Source organism: Mycobacterium sp. Root265 (assembly GCF_001428895.1).
Classification (GTDB): Bacteria; Actinomycetota; Actinomycetes; order Mycobacteriales; family Mycobacteriaceae; genus Mycobacterium.
Map to the genome: position 1 here is coordinate 430,196 of NZ_LMJA01000012.1, position 15,532 is coordinate 445,727.

Here is a 15,532-nt window from a genome sequence, read left to right on the forward strand (position 1 = left end):
ACTTTTCTTATTTTGGTGTTAGCGTCATCGTCGACGCTCAACTCGACACGCGGGGAGGCGTGCACGTTATGACGGAACACTCTGTGGTCCTCGGCGCTGGTATTGCCGGACTCCTGGCCGCCGCCGCACTTGCCGACGCGGGCCATCGCGTGTCAATTGTCGAACGAGACCGACTGCCCGACAGCCCCTCTCATCGCCGCGGTGTACCGCAGGGCCCGCATCTGCACAGCGTGCTCGCGAAGGGTTGGCAGACCCTGGAAGATCTCGTCCCGGGCGTGATCAGCGATGCGATTGCCGCCGGTGCGCATGTCCTTGATGACGCGCGCCTGGGCGCGCGGATGCACATCCAGAACGGCCCTTATGCGTTCAACCGCACCGACCCGGTCTCCGACCCCGACGCCCTCACCACCTACCTCGTGACGCGTGCCCAGCTGGAGTACTCGCTGCGTCGGCGCGTCACAGCCCTACCGAACATCGTCATAAAGGAGGGTTGCGACGTGGTTGACCTGATCGCCGCTCAGCCGGATCGCATCACCGGGGTCACCATCACCGATCGGAGCAGCGGTGAGACCCAGGCGCTCGATGCCGCCCTGGTGGTCGATGCGACCGGCCGCGCCACCCGCACACCGCTGCTGCTCGAACGGTTGGGCTACGAGCGGTCGCCGCAACGCTCGTTCACCGTGCACGGCGTGTATTACAGCCAGCAGATCACCATCCCCGACCAGGACAGCTTTCCCGAACGCCTCATCCTGGTCCTGCAGGCCGGGGACGCGGGCCGCGGGGGGCTGGCCGCCGGCGAACATGACACCTGGACGTTGACCATCGCCGCCCACTCAAAAGAGCAGCCGAAGCCACCAAATTCTTTGGCTCACATGATCGCTCTCGCAGAAGAGTTCGTGCCACCCCACGTCCACGTGGCATTGCGAGACGCCCACCCTCTGACCGATGTAACGGTCTACCGCTATCCCGGCGGTACCTGGCACCGCTATGACCGCAGCGCACACCACCCCGAGGGTCTGCTCGTCATCGGGGACGCGTTATGTTGCCTGGACCCGATTTACGGGCAAGGAGTCACCATGGCCGCACGACAGGCCTATGCCCTGCGCACCCATCTGCGCGAACACCGAAGCATCGACACGAAACTCCTTCATCAATCTCTGGCCGAACTCATCGGCCCGGTATGGGCCGCCAACCAACCCCCTAGACAAAGTCGCAACCGTAGCCGCAAAGACAAGGTACGGCAGCGCGCCATCGGGTGGTTACGCCGCAAGATGCTCGAAGCCGCTGACGATATCGTTGTCACTGAACGACTCATCCGGATCGTCCACATGGTCGACCCACCACAACGGCTTCTCGAACCGCGCCTGCTCTACCGCGTCGCGGCCCACCATCTGCGCCAGACGATTCACACTTGGGCACATCCGCCATGGCGACACCCTACTGAGAACGGGGCTGGACCCTAGGTCGATCCGTCCGAACAGCGCCGGCTTCAGACCCCCAGTATGCCGTTGCGCCGCTTGAATTTCTTGGTCCCTTCATGGCCGGGAGAGCATGGCCGGCGAACAGAGCTGCGGACGTCGCCATCCGGTTGTCGACCACGCCAGCGCGTGCGTCAGTCCGTTTTCTCGAATCGCTTACGCTGACGAACCCCGTACGCCGCCGCCTTCACTGCCTCGTCGTCCTCCATCCCCGAACCCAGGGCACCGCCCAACGTGGCGATGGCGGCCACCAACCACGAGATCAACAGCAACGACGAGAAACCAACGGGCTGACCGATGTTCTGCGACACCAGTTGCGGCGGCAGCGTCCACCACGCGGTCACCAGCAGCAAGAGGAAGAGCGCGGCGTGAAAGACAATGACGCCGATGGTCAGAGTGATGACGGTCGACGCGTTGTACAAGACCGCGCGCTCCCGTTCCTTGGGCGATGGCGGCCGTTCCCATAGGTCGTGTTCGACGACGAGCCATGCGATCATCGCCGCGGTTGCCAAAATCGTTGCCGCACTCATCCGCCACGGGCCCATGGTGGTCGACAACTGCCAGATCGTCGGATAGGCGAGGCTGACAGCCCCGGTGGCGAATGCCGCCATCATCACCTTCGACATACCCGTGACCAGTCGCCACGGGCGGTTGGCGTACACCATTCCGGCAAGCAACCGCAGCCGTGGCATAGTCGACGGCGCGACATAGTGAACGACGTCGTCGTCCTCTATCCGCGCCAGACCCTTCACCGTCGTGTCCTGTTGGCCCGATTGGCGCGTCACCTCGGACACCACCGTGCGTGCCACCGCCTTCACCCGGCGATCGATGAACGCGCCGCCCAAGCCCGGTATGGAGATCACGCCGAACCGGTCGCGCACGCTGATGTCAGCTATCACCGGCGTCGTCCCCTGACGCCGGGGCAGATCGGTGAGATAGATGACGATGTCCTCAGCTTCATCTTCGGGACCGACCACGCCGACTACATCCACCATCTCGGTGTGCTCATCGAGTGGAAAACTGTGCCGACGCACTGAGACATCCCAGCATTCGTCAGAGGGGAGGTCCGGCAGAAAATCTGGCAACGCCGCAGACAGACGCTCGGCTACCTCGGCGGGAGCGCCGGGATCGGCGATCAGCAATATCGAAGGATGCTCCCCAGACATACCTCCCCGCTTACCCGCTCCGCGGGCGGCCAAACTCACCAATCTGTTGCCATTTCCCCCATCAAACAATCGTGCGGCGATGGGAGCGGAGGCAACGGCTCACAGCGCACGGCGGCACCGACCTGCCTGGCGCGCTGTGCTCTCCCCCTCCCGCCTGGCTCCTAGGTGCGAGGTTTGAGAGTGCGCTGATCGGGCATGCCTCACACCGTGCCTGACAACCAACATCGACCCGCCGTGCTGTTCGACGTCGACGGCACGTTGGTGGACTCCAACTATCTGCACGTGCACGCCTGGCACCGCGCGTTCAACGAGCTGCGGATTCCGGTACAGAGCTGGCAGATTCACCGATCCACCGGCATGGACGGGAAGAAACTGCTCGAGACGTTGGCCTCTGAAGCAGATGAAGAGACCCGCGATGAGCTCAAGGACCTCCACACGCGGTTCTACCAGGAGACGACCTCGCTGCTGTCTCCATTGCCGGGAGCACGGGAAATCCTGGACCGTATCGACTCGCTGGGGTTGCAGGTCGTACTGGCCACCTCCGCTCCCGAAGACGAGTTCGCAACGCTCCGAGCCGTTCTCGACCGTGACGATCTGATCTCCACCGCCACCTCGGCTCAAGACGTGGAAACCGCGAAGCCTGAGCCCGATATCGTCGAGATCGCCTTGGCGAGAGCCGATGTCAGTCCAGAGCGCGCCGTGTTTGTCGGCGATGCCGTGTGGGACGCCCAGGCCAGCGTTGCGGCCGGGGTGGCGTGTATCGGCGTCCTCAGCGGGGGCGTCTCGCGAAGCGAGCTAGAGGAGGCGGGCGCCACAGTGGTGTTCGACAATGCGCTCGACCTCTGCACCCACCTCGCAGAAAGCCCGGTGCAACGTCTGATCGACATACGCTGAGCGGCGTTCCACGGGAAGTCTTTGACCTAAATCATCGTTGAGGTTCTACGGTGAATACATGACCTTGGAAACAGTGGCCCGGCAGTCCCTGTACCGGCAGACACATGCGCGAGACGGTGACCTGCACGCACTGGCAGACCGCGGTCTGCTTCGCCGGATCTGGGGGTTTGCGGCACGCCATCGCCGCCGGCTGGGCATATTCCTCGGCATCAGCGTGCTCGGGGCGGTACTGACGGTCGCGACCCCGCTGCTCGCCGGCCGCGTCGTCGACGAGATCACCGGCGCAGGCAGCGCCCGGGTCGTGGCCGTGCTGGCCATGGTCATCGCAGGCGTTGCAGTGGCCGAGGCCGCGGTGTCCCTTGTCACCCGCTGGCTGTCATCAACGATCGGCGAGGGTCTGATCCTCGATCTGCGCACCGCGGTGTTCGATCATGTGCAGCGCATGCCCGTCGCGTTCTTCACCCGTACCCGCACCGGGGCACTGGTCAGCCGGCTGGGCAACGACGTGATGGGCGCCCAGCGCGCATTCTCGGACACACTGTCCGGCGTCGTCGCCAACGTCGTCACCCTGCTGCTCACCCTGGCGGTGATGCTCAGCATCTCGTGGCAGATCACGCTGTTGACGCTGGTCATTCTGCCGATGTTCGTCATTCCGTCCCGCCGGATCGGCGCCGCGATGGCCCGGCTGTCTCGAGAGGCTGCGGCCCACAACGCCACCATGAACACGCAGATGACCGAGCGGTTCTCCGCGCCGGGAGCGACTTTGGTCAAGCTGTTCGGCGATACCGCCTCGGAGTCCCGCGAATTCCGGGCGCGGGCCGGCAGAGTCCGTGATATCGGGGTACGCACTGCGATGCTGCAGGCGACGTTCATGAATTCGCTGACGTTGATGTCGGCACTGGCTTTGGCATTGGTGTACGGGCTGGGCGGGGCGCTCGCCATCGGTGGGCAGCTGCAGGCCGGCGCCATCGTGTCACTGGCTCTGCTGTTGACCCGGCTCTATGCACCGCTGACGGCGCTGGCCAACGCGCGGGTCGAGGTCGCGACGGCACTCGTCAGTTTCGAGCGGGTCTTCGAAGTGCTCGACCTGGTGCCGCTGATCCGCGAACGCCCCGGTGCTGTGACAGTCCCACGCGGTCCGGTCGAAGTGCAATTCGACAATGTGCGCTTCTCGTATCCGGCGGCCGATCAGGTGTCGCTCGCCTCCCTCGAGGAGGTCGCCGAACTCGACCATCGCGGCGGTGAGGAAGTGCTACATGGCATTTCGTTCACCGCGAAGCCCGGACAGGTGGTGGCGCTGGTCGGGACATCCGGAGCGGGAAAGTCGACGATCGCGTCGCTGCTGGCGCGGCTGTATGACGTTGATCCGCCATCGGATCCGGACACAGCCTCGGGTGCGATCCGGCTCAACGGTGCCGACGTGCGGGACGTGACGTTCGCGTCGTTGAAGAAGACCGTCGGCATGGTCACCCAGGACGGGCACCTCTTCCACGAGTCGATCCGCTCAAATCTGCTATTGGCGGCGCCGGAGGCCACCGATGAGGAGATCTGGGCGGCGCTGCGACGGGCCCGTCTCGCCGACGTTGTCGCCGCCATGCCCGACGGGCTGGACACCGTTGTCGGCGAGCGTGGTTACCGGCTCTCGGGCGGCCAACGGCAGCGACTCACCATTGCCCGGGTGTTGTTGGCCTCGCCGCAGGTCGTCATCCTCGATGAGGCCACGGCATCGCTGGATTCGGAGTCGGAGGCCGCCGTGCAGCAGGCGCTCGCCGAGGCGCTGTCCGGTCGCACGTCGATCGTCATCGCCCACCGTTTGTCAACGGTACGGGCAGCCGACGTCATCCTCGTCGTCGAGGATGGCCGCATCGTCGAACGCGGCAACCACGAGCGGCTGTTGGCACGCGGCGGACGCTACGCCGACCTGTACCGCACCCAGTTCGGTACCGACCGCCGAAGTGTCACTCAGCAGGTGCCGACTCGAGTTCATGGGGCCGGAATACATTGTCTGTCAAAGAGTTGCCCCCTTGGGGACAACGCAATGACGGCCGATTCGACAGATCGATTCTGACGGTTCAGACCATGCGGTGCATCAGGGCGCGTGCGGTCGCAGCGACCAGTGCTCGGTGGTTCTTTCGACTTCCGCACGGTGACACCCTTGAACTCGTTTGCATACCCAGGAACGCTTTGGCTTCTGCTGCTGAAATCCCCACGAGCGGAACCACCGCGACGACGCCATCTGCCGTGTTCAAATGCATCCCTGGACAACACGACCCGCATGACCACGGGTCGGGAGGGAGCACCCGTGAGTGAGCACACCTACCGCGTCATCGAGATCGTCGGCACATCGCCGGAGGGAATCGACACCGCGATCCGCAACGGAATCAGCCGGGCTGCACAGACCACCCGCAACCTGGACTGGTTCGAGGTCGCGAGCGTGCGCGGCGAGATCGAGGATGGCGCGGTGGCGCATTTCCAGGTGGCTCTGAAAGTTGGCTTCCGCATCGAGGACTGACGCGATAGGGGGCTGCTCAGCCCGCTATGTTTCGGTGGGGTCGCCCCTGTCACTGACGGCGAGTTCGATCGAGTCATACAGGTGGAACATGTGGTCGATGCCCAATTGCTGCATCGGCCGCAGCGTCACACGACCGTGGGCGACCACACGGCAGTCCAGGGACAATTCATGACAACGCCGGTGGGCCTCGATCAGGATGCTCATGCCGGTGGTGGCCAAAAACGTCACGGCGCTGAGGTCGAAAATGAGCAGCGGAGGCCGATTGCGTAGCGCCGCCCCCACTTCGTCGGCGACGTGCGGTGCCGAGGCCATGTCGATGACGCCGGCAAGAGTCAGAACGATGTAGTCAGCGTGTGCCTCGGTCGTCACCGAATAGCGCGCCGAGGACACCGTGGTTCGACTGTCGCTAATCATCGACGCAGACCAGAGGCACAGCCGTCTGAGAGTTCATCTGTTCGCCCCCCGGGAGATGTTCGCCTAAGTCGCCACCGACTTGTATCTCCCGCTGCGCAAGAGTTCAAACATTTGCCGTCAAGGTAGGCGTCTCGACTTCGCCAACGCCGACTCGCGACCGAGACCATGAACATCGGATTGCGCCAGCTCAGGGGCACGAATCGACGGAACGCTACGCCCACACGAACACGGTCGGTACGACCGGTGTCGCGTCTTGCGCACCGCCTGGAACAGGCATGCGGCTGCCGTGACACGGCGAGTGCTCGTGTCCTGGGACATCTTCCGCAACAGATTGAAGGCTGCTGCGGCACCGATGCCCCCGACCCCTGGACGCCTTCACCAAAACCGTCCGACGGGACCGTCTGCCGGCCGCTGTCCGGGTAACCACGGCGTCGGAGCAGACCGATAACACGAAAATGCCGCTCGTGTTACGCTTTTCACTAGTTTCCTGGGACGGCGCGATCTATCAGAAGCCACCTCGGTAACTTCGATGTAGCTGTTGGCCTCGACTCCGTCAACAGCTTGCGGTCGGTCCTTCCGGTTGCGTGTGCCTTCGGTCAATCGGGTTGCACCCCTGCTCGACGGGGGCCCAACCGCGAGGACAGCTATGGCGCACGGCGCACACCGGTCGATTCTTTCGATGCCGCGACAGCAGCAGCCGCCTGAGGGCGTCAGGTCCTCGCTGCATGGCACGCGAGCCGCTGGGACATATTCACGAACCACCCGAACGCGACGCTGCACGGCACGTGTCGGTGATGCCAGTCGTGATCGTTGGAAAAACCATGCGGCTATGCAACTACGGCGGTATTCGCCTCAGCACGACGTGAAACCCGTTGTTGGCAGCATGAATTCGCAGTGCCCAAGGTCACTCACCTCATGATCGAACACGAACTGCGCGCCGCGATGGACGTTCAGCCCGGACCCAGCGCTGCCGACCGGCTGTGCCAGGCCTGCGTGGCGCTGCTGGGGGTCGAGGCAACCGCAATCTCGCTGGTGTCCCGCGGCGTCAACATCGGGACGCTGGGCGCCAGCGCCACGGCAGCACGGACGTACGACGAGGCGCACTTCACCCATGGAGAGGGCCCCGGCCTGGACGCGGTAGCGCAGCGCGCACCCGTCCTGGTGACGGATCTGGCCGATCCCAGCGAAGTCCGCTGGCCCGGGTACACGCCGACGATGCTGGCCCACCAGATCCGCGCGGTGTTCGCCGTCCCGATCGCTGTCGACGGGCATAGCGTCGGCGCCCTGAGCGTGTTCCAGACTCGGCCAGAACCATTCACCATCGCGCAAGTCACAGGCCTGATGGAAGCCGCCAAGCTGGCACAGAGGCTGGTACTCGACGTGATCGAACAACAGGAACGTTCCGAGGCGGGCAGTGGCCCCTTGAAAGATGCGGACACCTGGACCCGGCCCGAGGTGAGTCAGGCCACCGGCATGGTGATGGCCCAGCTGAGGCTTACGGCCCCCGACGCGCTGCTCCGGATACGCGCCCACGCCTATGCCACCGGGCGCAATGCCACCGACGTCGCCCGCGACATCCTCGAACGCCGACTGCACCTGGATCCCGACTGACCTCGTGCTGACTCAGCGATCGCAGCGGATGGGAATCACAGTTACGTCGACCAATCCGCGTGCTTCGCAGAGACGAATCTTGGGTAAAGACGATCAACTGCGCTGCTCCTCGGTCCGCGGACCCGGGAGCACAGCTGCACCACCGAAACAGGAGCGGAGATGTTGGACGACCTCTCGATCACCGACGACGACTTCTCCATCGATGAGCAGCGAATCACCGAGGCGCTACGGCTCATCAACGACCGCCGCGCGATCATCGAGCAGGCCAAAGGCATGATCATGTTCGTCTACGGCATCGACGCCGAGGACGCCTTCGCCGTCCTGCGCAAGCAGTCCCAGGATCAGAACGTCAAACTCAGACTGCTCGCCGAACAGGTCACCAAGGATCTGCTCGAACTGTCACGGACGACACGCCTCCTCCAGCAGCCGGCATCCAGCGACCTCATCGGTACGGCCCACGAACGAATCAGCCATGGCGCGGAACGCCAGCTGGACGGCGAAAGCAAGACCGGCGTGCCCATGACCGACATCGGCCGGTGACCCGGCTGAGCCGCCAACAGCATCATCAGTGCGGCGATTCGACCGCGGGGCCATGGCAGCCATAACGAGACTCCATTCGTCCGCAATCGGCGCTCGCACGGCTGCCCGCCGGGCTGAAGAGTTCGGCAGCCTGCCGTGCATCGATGACAGAATTTGTCTGCAGATAGGCCATGGCGTTGAGGGCGGCAGTATGGGCGGCTAGTGATGAGCCGTACACCGCGTCGTTGACGACGCGGAAGTGGTAGTCGAGTTGATGGGCATCGACGGCGGTGTAATGCACGCACACATCGGTCAAGCCGCCGACCAGAACTACGGTGGTGGCCTTGTAACCGCGCAGAATGGTGTCCAGATCAGTGTTGAAGAAGGCCGAGTAACGGCGTTTACGAACTTCGTATTCGCTTGCCAGCGGTCCGAATTGGTCAATGAATTCCGCTCCGGGCGTTCCGTCGATGCAGTGCAGCCCTTCGGCCCCGTCGACTTCGCGTCCTAGGTCGACCAACGTGGGATGGTGGACTTCGCGGATGAAGACCACCGGGATCCCGCCCACCCGAGCAGTGTGAACCAGCGATCTGATGGTGCTGACTTCGGGCGATTCGTTGCCGCCCGCGGCAGGGACGAAGTCGCGTTGGACGTCGATGCAGATGAGAACCGTGTCTGCGGTGGTGGTGGTGTTGTCACGCATAGATGCTCACCTCGTCTGTGCTGCGGTGCTTGCGTTGAAGGAAGATTGCGGCGCCGAGCAGTCCGCTGATGCCGTACATCAGCACGCATCCCCATTCGACATACCAGGGTGCCCCGATGTCGCGGGGCCACGAGATGTTGACGATTTGGCCCAGCAACCACACCGCGGCCAACGCGTTGACGATCAGGCCGCCGGCGGTGCCGAGTGTGAAATGGCCGCCGGCCCACATGCCGCGCAGTCGGGTGACCAGCATGGCGGCCACGGGCAGCAGGAACGCGATGTAAAAGCCGCCCGTGGACATGGCGATCATCACGTCGTAGAAGCCGATCGACACCGACAGCAACAACACCACACAGGTGGCCGCCGCGGTGAGGGAAAGTGCGTTGCGGGGCAGAGCATCTCGCCGGGATAGTTTGATGAGGTGTGCCGAGCCCGGCAGTGATTTCCTGACGGCCAGGGCGTGCACCGTGCGAGACAACGCGCTGCTCACGGCGGCGATGCCGGCGGTGAACCCGATGCAGACGATCACCGACATCGGTACCACCACTGCAGGCCCAAGGTTGCCGGCCAGGGCAGCCAGGATGGCGTCGTCGACGCCTCCGGAAGCCGCGGCGTCGAGATCCGGGATCGCCAGGATCAACGCGAGTCCGGCGTACATGACGGTCGCTGCCACCAGGATCAGGGACGCGATCTGCGCCAACGGCACATTGCGTTCGGGCCGTTTGACTTCGGCAGCCAGGTCACCGGCGCTCTCAAATCCAATGAATGCCCACCCGACGATGGCCACCGCGGCCAGGAATGGCCCGAGCGCAAACGCTGCGCCACCATCCTGAAACCCATCGAGCAACACCGAGAAATCGTTCTGGCGATGAAACAGCAGCAAGATGGTGCCGACGACGAGACTCGCGATGACCTCACAGGCGATCGACAGCACAATGAAGACTTTGAGGATCCGCCGATTGAGCACATTGACCAGGGTGGCGATGAGCGTGAAGGCGATCGCGAACGCCACCCGCGTCTGTGCGTCCGGGTCGGCGAAGCCGAAGATGGCGGCAGCGAACACGCTGGCCGAGAAGGCCGCCGCGGCGTTGAGCGTGATCAACGTACAGACGTAGACCCAGCCGGTGAGCCAGGCGTACCGGTCCCCGACCAAACGTCGAGACCACGCGTATACGCCACCTTCTTCGGGCCACTTGCTGGACAACTCACCAAAGATCAGTGCCACCAGCAGCTGGCCACCGAGCACCACGACGAAGGCCCACCAGAATGAAGGCCCTGCGGTCAGCAGTCCGAGGTTGAAGATCGCGTACAGCGCGATGATCGGCGAGATGAAGGCGAACGCCACAGCGAACACCGAACCGAGGGTGAAGTCTCGTCGCCCGTCTTCCGCGGCGAAGTAATCGCCCCCGGTGGTAGGCGCGGGAGGGGCAACTAACCCCACATCCAGATTATTGGTCACACGACCTATAAAAGGATACTAGGAATTCGCCGTGATGATCCTCGCGTTACGTCCACGTTCCCTGCGTTAACGGCAGGTAAGGGCAACTCGCGGTGTGCCACGATAAGGGCGTGCAGGGACGTGGACGGCCCCGATCGGCAAGCCCAACTCGGCAGGGGCGCAACACTCGCGCCGAGATACTGGATGCGGCAGCAGAATTGATCACTACGCAAGGTTTCGGCCCCACCACCACCCGGCAGATCGCCGAAGCAGTCGGGGTGCGCCAGAACGTCCTCTACCACCACTTCGGATCCAAGGAACAGATCCTGGGCAGCCTCCTGGAAGCTCTCGTGCGTCCGGCTCTCGAGGCTGCCGAGGTACTCGCAGACGTCCAGGCGCATACCGAGGATCAGGCTGCCGCGCGCCTCTACGCACTGGCCTATTACGACGCGAATGTCCTGGCAACGTGGCGCTGGAATCTGGGTGTGCTGTTCGCTCTGCCCGAAGCACATTCTGCGGTCTTCGATCCCGCCCATCGGATGCGAGCGCAGCTCCGGCAGCGCTACCTTGAGTTCACCGAGTCAGTGGCCGCTCACACTGGAGTGGCCATCGTGGCCGATCATTCGTTTCGACTCGTCGAGTCGGTCGCGGCCATTCGCGCCGACGGACAACTGAGCGCCGACACCCCGCACGAGCTGGCGCTGGGCTGTTTACGCCTGGCGGGCCGACTCAACAAATTGACAACAGTTACCGGGCAGGCGAGCACGCTGTTGAAGTCCTTGAGCGCCCTATCGGCTCCAGAACTGCGGTGAGTACCCCTACTCCTCTCTGAATCCGCCTTGGACAACAGAAGACGTTCCGAACCGGGATAAAACACGGAGATGCGGACCCTTCCTCGCGCCTGATGCCTGGCGGACAAGGTCGACACCTACCTCAGTCGCCTCGAGCCGTGAACTGCTCGACGAGCAACTGAAGTCGCAGGGTGTCGTTGCCCGGGCGTAATCGGTCGGCACGGCTGAGGGTGACCAGGCCGTGCAGAGCCGCCCATAACACCTCAGTGAGCGCGTCGGTGTCCCGTTCATCAGCGACGAGGCCCACCACGCGGTGCAACTCGGCGAAGGCTGCGGTCAGCTGCGGCGGAACGTCCTGGGCGCCGAAGCGCAAGGATGTCGCGCGGGTGAACATTGCGTCATAGACCGCTGGATTCTGGCGGGCGAAGTCGAGATAGGCGTGCGCGACGCGGGTCAGCGCGTCAACGGCCGAACCCCGATCAGAGCAGGCAGCCCCCATTGCCTCGGCGAGCTCGCCGAAGCCATCGACGGCGACCGCATCAGCAATCTGGTCCATGCCGCTGAAATGCTTGTACAACACCGGCTGGCTGTACTCGATCTCATTGGACAGCCGACGCGTCGTCACAGCATCCCAGCCTTCGGCCTCGGCCACTCTGCGTGCGGTGGTGACGATCAGGCGCCGCCGGGCGGTCCGCTCACGCTCTCGGCGGTCGTCGATAGCCACACGTCACGTTAGCACTGATATGCATCCTAGCGCTGCTATTGACGGCGATCTGGCGGGGGGTTAGCGTTGCTAGCAGTTGTGGACCGACAGGAGTGACAACATGGCCCTGGATCTCATCAGCCGAACCGCGGTATTGATCGCGGTGCTGTCCACCGCGGTGGTCTACGGCACCGACGTGTTCTGCGCGATGGTGCTGCGACCGGCCTTGGCGGCCATCGACGACGCCGCCCGCGTCACGATCACCGGACACGTGCACCGCTACGGTGACCGGCGCATGCCGGTGCCTGGTGCGCTCGGACTCCTCGCCACCGCGGTGGCCACGGGCGTGGCAACCGCAACCGCTCACTGGGCACAAGCCATCGCCGCGGGCGTCGCACTGGTTCTGCTGGCGATGTGGCTCGTGCTCTACACGCGACTGAGCGCACCGATCATTCGACAGCTCACTGCAGCCGCCGACGACGGCCGCACGCTCCCCGACGGGCGTGCGCTGCAAGCGAAGTGGGACTCGATCATCGGCGCCCGCGCCGGCCTGCAGGGGCTGGCAGTAGCGGCCCTATGCGTGGCGCTGATGACCTGACGCCACCATCACCGACGCCATCGAAACCCGCCGCTCACCGAGCAGGAGTACTCGACATGACCACCCTCACGACCATCGCCTACACGCTCGCCGGACTCATCGCCGCGGCCATCATCGCCATCGGCGCACGATTCCTTCTCGCCCCACGTGCCGCGGCCGCCGGCTACGGCCTACAACCCGATCCCGCGCAGCCGTCTTTAAACGCCTACGCGAGCATCAAAGGCGTTCGCGACATCGCATCAGGGCTTTTCGTCATCATCCTCATAGCCGTGGGCCAAACACACACTCTGGGTTGGATCATCCTGGCTGCCACCATCATCCCGCTCGCCGACACCGCCATCGTGCTACGCCACGGCGGTCCCAGATCCATCGCCTGGGGAATCCACGGCGCCACCGCCGCCACCATGCTCATCACCGCCGCGCTCCTGCTCGCCGCCTGAGCGACAGCGCCACCTTGCGCCTACTGGACCGTCCAAGCTCCAAGCGTTGGGCGGCATATTTGAGATGAGCTCCCGCGCCACTGGTCCAATCAGCCCACGCCGAGCGACCAGCCCGCGATGTAACGCCTGCTACATTTTCACATGTGACACAGGACGCGGCGCCTTGGTTGGTCTTGGTCGTGCGGATGCCCGCCGAGCCGTCGCGGCATCGGGTAGCGGTGTGGCGTGAGCTGCGGCGGGCCGGGGCCATTCTGTTGGGCCAGGGGGTATGGGCGGTGCCCGACGCCCCGGTTTTCGCCGCCGGGATCGCACGAACCGTGGAACTAGCCGAACGCGGCGCCGGCGAGGTGATGGTCCTGTCCGCAGCCGGCCGCAATGAAGCCGACGCTGATCGACTCGAGGCCCTCTTCACCGCTGAGCGGAGCGAGGAGTGGTCCGAGTTCATCTCGGACTGTGCCACTTTCGACGCCGAGATCACCAAGGAGATCCGGATCGCGAAGTTCACGATCGCGGAACTGGAAGAAGAAGAACACAGCCTGGAGCGGCTGCGTCGCTGGCACCGTGAGCTCACGGCGCGTGACGTGTTCGGTGCCGCCCAGGCGGACGAGGCCGACCAGCAGTTGAAACAGTGCGCCGAGCGGCTCACCGACTACACCGAGCGCGTGTTCAACGCGCTACACCAGCTATGACCCCCGCCTCGGGAAGGAGCCGATGAGCACGTCAGCACCCACCGGCACTGACCCAGAGGGAACTCGGCGCCAGTTGATGCCGCTGTACGCGGCGGGGTTCGTCACCGCGTTCGGCGCGCACAGCATCGCCGCCGGCCTCGGCGGCTATACCCACGGAACACACACATCGCTGCTCACCTTGGGCCTTCTGCTGGCTGTCTACGACGGTGCCGAAGTCCTGCTCAAGCCGGTGTTCGGGTCCTTGGCCGACCGCGTCGGCGCCCGCCCGGTCCTGCTCGGCGGGCTGCTCGCTTTCGCGGCGGCGTCCGCTGCGTTCGTCATCGCCGGCGATCCTGCATGGTTGGGCGTGACCCGATTCGCGCAGGGCGCGGCCGCAGCGGCGTTCTCCCCCGCGGCCGGGGTGTTGGTGTCGCGGCTGACCGCGCCGGGTGCCCAAGGTCGCGGCTTCGGCCGCTATGGCGCCTGGAAAGGATTCGGCTACACCCTGGGGCCGGTGTTGGGTGGGGTGCTGATCACGCTGCACGGCTACACCCTGCTGTTCGCGACGCTGACCACCCTGGCAGTAGCGGTTTCGGTGTGGGTACTGCTGGTGGTGCCGGGCGTGGCACCGCTACCGCGGACCCGCCAAACGGTGGTCGACCTGGGCCGCCGACTTGTGAACCCAGGCTTTCTGCGCCCGACCCTCGCACTGGCCGCGGCCACCGCAGCACTATCGGTAGGTGTCGGCTTCTTGCCGGTGGTCGGTGCTGATCGCGGGCTCAGCCCACTTCTCACCGGGATCGTCGTGTCGGTGCTGGCAGCGGCGACCGCTGTGGTCCAGCCTCGGGTGGGGCGCGTGCGCGACGAGGGCCGTGTCCGGGACCGCACCGGGTTGGCTGTGGGCCTGTTGCTTGCCGCCGCAGGTTGTGGGGCGGTGTCGATACCGGGGATCACCGGCCTTGTCTTGGCCGCTGTCCTGATCGGGACTGGGGTGGGTGTTGTCACCCCGATCGGGTTCGCCTCTCTCGCCGCGGGCACCCCCATTGATCGGCTCGGCCAAACCATGGGATCCGCCGAGGTGGGCCGCGAACTCGGAGATGCCGGCGGGCCGGTCCTGGTGGGCGCCCTCGCTGCCGCCGCCACCCTGACCCCGGCGCTACTGGCGTTCGCCGCAGTGCTGGCCGCCACGGCGGCGCTCACCGCAGTACCGGCCGCAAACCGTCACGACGACACTGGCATGGACCCCAGCACAAAACCTGAGCACCGGCCACGCGGAGGATCTGCCGCGCGGAAACTCCCTAATTATCCACCCGCACTCAGGGCTTGGCAGATAGATCCGTGTCGCCAACAATCTGCGAAAAGCTAAGCGCCGCAGCATGTCGGCGGTGACGATGCTCGGCACTGATTTCACAACACGCGATACGGCAGCAGCACAACATTGAATGCAGTTCCATCGTGTCGGTCGTTCTCCGGGCGGTCGTGGCCGCAGACGAGTTAGCTGGGAGCTTGGTGGGTTGTTCGCCTGCGCCGGCGCGTACACCCCGCATTCCGCCACGGTCGCATCATGCCGAATACTACGTCAAACACCCAGACACAT

At 64.7% G+C, this 15,532-nt stretch carries 16 protein-coding genes; 11 read left to right on the forward strand and 5 right to left on the reverse strand.

What is annotated here, in order from left to right; all coding sequences use genetic code 11:
• The first annotated feature begins 83 nt into the window (after positions 1 to 83).
• Positions 84 to 1,463: an NAD(P)/FAD-dependent oxidoreductase gene (locus ASE48_RS14110; protein ID WP_162264227.1), complete on the forward strand. Its 1,380-nt coding sequence runs from the start codon at positions 84 to 86 to the stop codon at positions 1,461 to 1,463.
• A 149-nt stretch (positions 1,464 to 1,612) separates the two neighbouring features.
• On the opposite strand, the gene ASE48_RS14115 is transcribed toward ASE48_RS14110, so the two are convergent.
• On the reverse strand, positions 1,613 to 2,644 hold the full coding sequence (locus ASE48_RS14115; RefSeq protein WP_057167702.1) for a hypothetical protein: 1,032 nt from the start codon (positions 2,642 to 2,644) through the stop codon (positions 1,613 to 1,615).
• A gap of 195 nt (positions 2,645 to 2,839) precedes the next feature.
• Here ASE48_RS14115 and ASE48_RS14120 point away from each other — a divergent pair, with 195 nt between their 5' ends.
• The 3 genes from ASE48_RS14120 (at position 2,840) to ASE48_RS14130 (ending at position 6,050) form a co-directional block, all read left to right on the forward strand.
• Complete coding sequence (locus ASE48_RS14120; RefSeq protein ID WP_057167703.1) at positions 2,840 to 3,538, forward strand: HAD family hydrolase; 699 nt, start codon at positions 2,840 to 2,842, stop codon at positions 3,536 to 3,538.
• 58 nt (positions 3,539 to 3,596) lie between these two features.
• Positions 3,597 to 5,606 carry an ABC transporter ATP-binding protein gene (locus ASE48_RS14125; RefSeq protein ID WP_082614174.1) on the forward strand — a complete coding sequence of 670 codons (2,010 nt, stop codon included), beginning with the start codon at positions 3,597 to 3,599 and terminating at the stop codon, positions 5,604 to 5,606.
• 234 nt (positions 5,607 to 5,840) lie between these two features.
• Positions 5,841 to 6,050 (forward strand): dodecin, encoded by a 210-nt coding sequence (locus tag ASE48_RS14130; RefSeq protein ID WP_057167775.1) that lies wholly within the window; start codon positions 5,841 to 5,843, stop codon positions 6,048 to 6,050.
• A gap of 24 nt (positions 6,051 to 6,074) precedes the next feature.
• On the opposite strand, the gene ASE48_RS14135 is transcribed toward ASE48_RS14130, so the two are convergent.
• Positions 6,075 to 6,440 (reverse strand): STAS domain-containing protein, encoded by a 366-nt coding sequence (locus ASE48_RS14135; protein WP_057167704.1) that lies wholly within the window; start codon positions 6,438 to 6,440, stop codon positions 6,075 to 6,077.
• Positions 6,441 to 7,379: 939 nt separating this feature from the next.
• Between ASE48_RS14135 and ASE48_RS14140 the strand changes: the two genes are divergently transcribed.
• Complete coding sequence (locus ASE48_RS14140; protein WP_082614176.1) at positions 7,380 to 8,075, forward strand: GAF and ANTAR domain-containing protein; 696 nt, start codon at positions 7,380 to 7,382, stop codon at positions 8,073 to 8,075.
• A 159-nt stretch (positions 8,076 to 8,234) separates the two neighbouring features.
• On the forward strand, positions 8,235 to 8,615 hold the full coding sequence (locus ASE48_RS14145; protein WP_057167705.1) for an ANTAR domain-containing protein: 381 nt from the start codon (positions 8,235 to 8,237) through the stop codon (positions 8,613 to 8,615).
• Between the two features lie 25 nt (positions 8,616 to 8,640).
• Here ASE48_RS14145 and ASE48_RS14150 read toward each other — a convergent pair whose 3' ends face one another.
• Positions 8,641 to 9,297: a cysteine hydrolase family protein gene (locus tag ASE48_RS14150; protein WP_082614177.1), complete on the reverse strand. Its 657-nt coding sequence runs from the start codon at positions 9,295 to 9,297 to the stop codon at positions 8,641 to 8,643.
• The gene (locus ASE48_RS14155) at positions 9,290 to 10,756 is read right to left on the reverse strand and encodes an APC family permease (protein ID WP_162264228.1); all 1,467 of its coding nucleotides are present in this window, start codon (positions 10,754 to 10,756) and stop codon (positions 9,290 to 9,292) included. Before ASE48_RS14155 ends, ASE48_RS14150 begins: the two co-directional genes overlap by 8 nt.
• A gap of 110 nt (positions 10,757 to 10,866) precedes the next feature.
• On the opposite strand from ASE48_RS14155, the gene ASE48_RS14160 reads away from it, so the two are divergent.
• A complete protein-coding gene (locus ASE48_RS14160) occupies positions 10,867 to 11,547 on the forward strand; it encodes a TetR/AcrR family transcriptional regulator (protein ID WP_156409193.1) in 681 nt (226 codons plus the stop codon).
• Positions 11,548 to 11,668: 121 nt separating this feature from the next.
• Here the strand turns inward: ASE48_RS14160 and ASE48_RS14165 are convergent, their stop codons facing one another.
• The gene (locus tag ASE48_RS14165) at positions 11,669 to 12,250 is read right to left on the reverse strand and encodes a TetR/AcrR family transcriptional regulator (RefSeq protein ID WP_057167708.1); all 582 of its coding nucleotides are present in this window, start codon (positions 12,248 to 12,250) and stop codon (positions 11,669 to 11,671) included.
• A 100-nt stretch (positions 12,251 to 12,350) separates the two neighbouring features.
• Between ASE48_RS14165 and ASE48_RS14170 the strand changes: the two genes are divergently transcribed.
• The 4 genes from ASE48_RS14170 to ASE48_RS14185 all read left to right on the forward strand — a co-directional run bounded on the left by ASE48_RS14170 (position 12,351) and on the right by ASE48_RS14185 (position 15,301).
• Entirely contained in the window at positions 12,351 to 12,827 is a 477-nt protein-coding gene (locus ASE48_RS14170) for a hypothetical protein (RefSeq protein ID WP_057167709.1), read from the forward strand.
• Positions 12,828 to 12,883: 56 nt separating this feature from the next.
• Positions 12,884 to 13,267, forward strand: coding sequence for a DUF4267 domain-containing protein (locus ASE48_RS14175; protein ID WP_057167710.1), 384 nt, complete (start codon positions 12,884 to 12,886; stop codon positions 13,265 to 13,267).
• Positions 13,268 to 13,410: 143 nt separating this feature from the next.
• Positions 13,411 to 13,956, forward strand: a complete 546-nt coding sequence (locus ASE48_RS14180; RefSeq protein WP_327049649.1) for a Chromate resistance protein ChrB — start codon at positions 13,411 to 13,413, stop codon at positions 13,954 to 13,956.
• 22 nt (positions 13,957 to 13,978) lie between these two features.
• Entirely contained in the window at positions 13,979 to 15,301 is a 1,323-nt protein-coding gene (locus ASE48_RS14185; protein ID WP_082614180.1) for an MFS transporter, read from the forward strand.
• Positions 15,302 to 15,532: the final 231 nt, after the last annotated feature.

Excerpts from the sequence above, each read along its gene's own strand:
- ASE48_RS14125 (WP_082614174.1), top strand. The coding sequence starts at position 3,597 with ATGACCTTGGAAACAGTGGCCCGGCAGTCCCTGTACCGGCAGACACAT.
- ASE48_RS14145 (WP_057167705.1), top strand. The coding sequence starts at position 8,235 with ATGTTGGACGACCTCTCGATCACCGACGACGACTTCTCCATCGATGAG.
- ASE48_RS14185 (WP_082614180.1), top strand. The coding sequence starts at position 13,979 with ATGAGCACGTCAGCACCCACCGGCACTGACCCAGAGGGAACTCGGCGC.
- ASE48_RS14150 (WP_082614177.1), bottom strand. The coding sequence starts at position 9,297 with ATGCGTGACAACACCACCACCACCGCAGACACGGTTCTCATCTGCATC.
- ASE48_RS14175 (WP_057167710.1), top strand. The coding sequence starts at position 12,884 with ATGACCACCCTCACGACCATCGCCTACACGCTCGCCGGACTCATCGCC.
- ASE48_RS14115 (WP_057167702.1), bottom strand. The coding sequence starts at position 2,644 with ATGTCTGGGGAGCATCCTTCGATATTGCTGATCGCCGATCCCGGCGCT.
- ASE48_RS14120 (WP_057167703.1), top strand. The coding sequence starts at position 2,840 with ATGCCTCACACCGTGCCTGACAACCAACATCGACCCGCCGTGCTGTTC.
- ASE48_RS14140 (WP_082614176.1), top strand. The coding sequence starts at position 7,380 with ATGATCGAACACGAACTGCGCGCCGCGATGGACGTTCAGCCCGGACCC.
- ASE48_RS14170 (WP_057167709.1), top strand. The coding sequence starts at position 12,351 with ATGGCCCTGGATCTCATCAGCCGAACCGCGGTATTGATCGCGGTGCTG.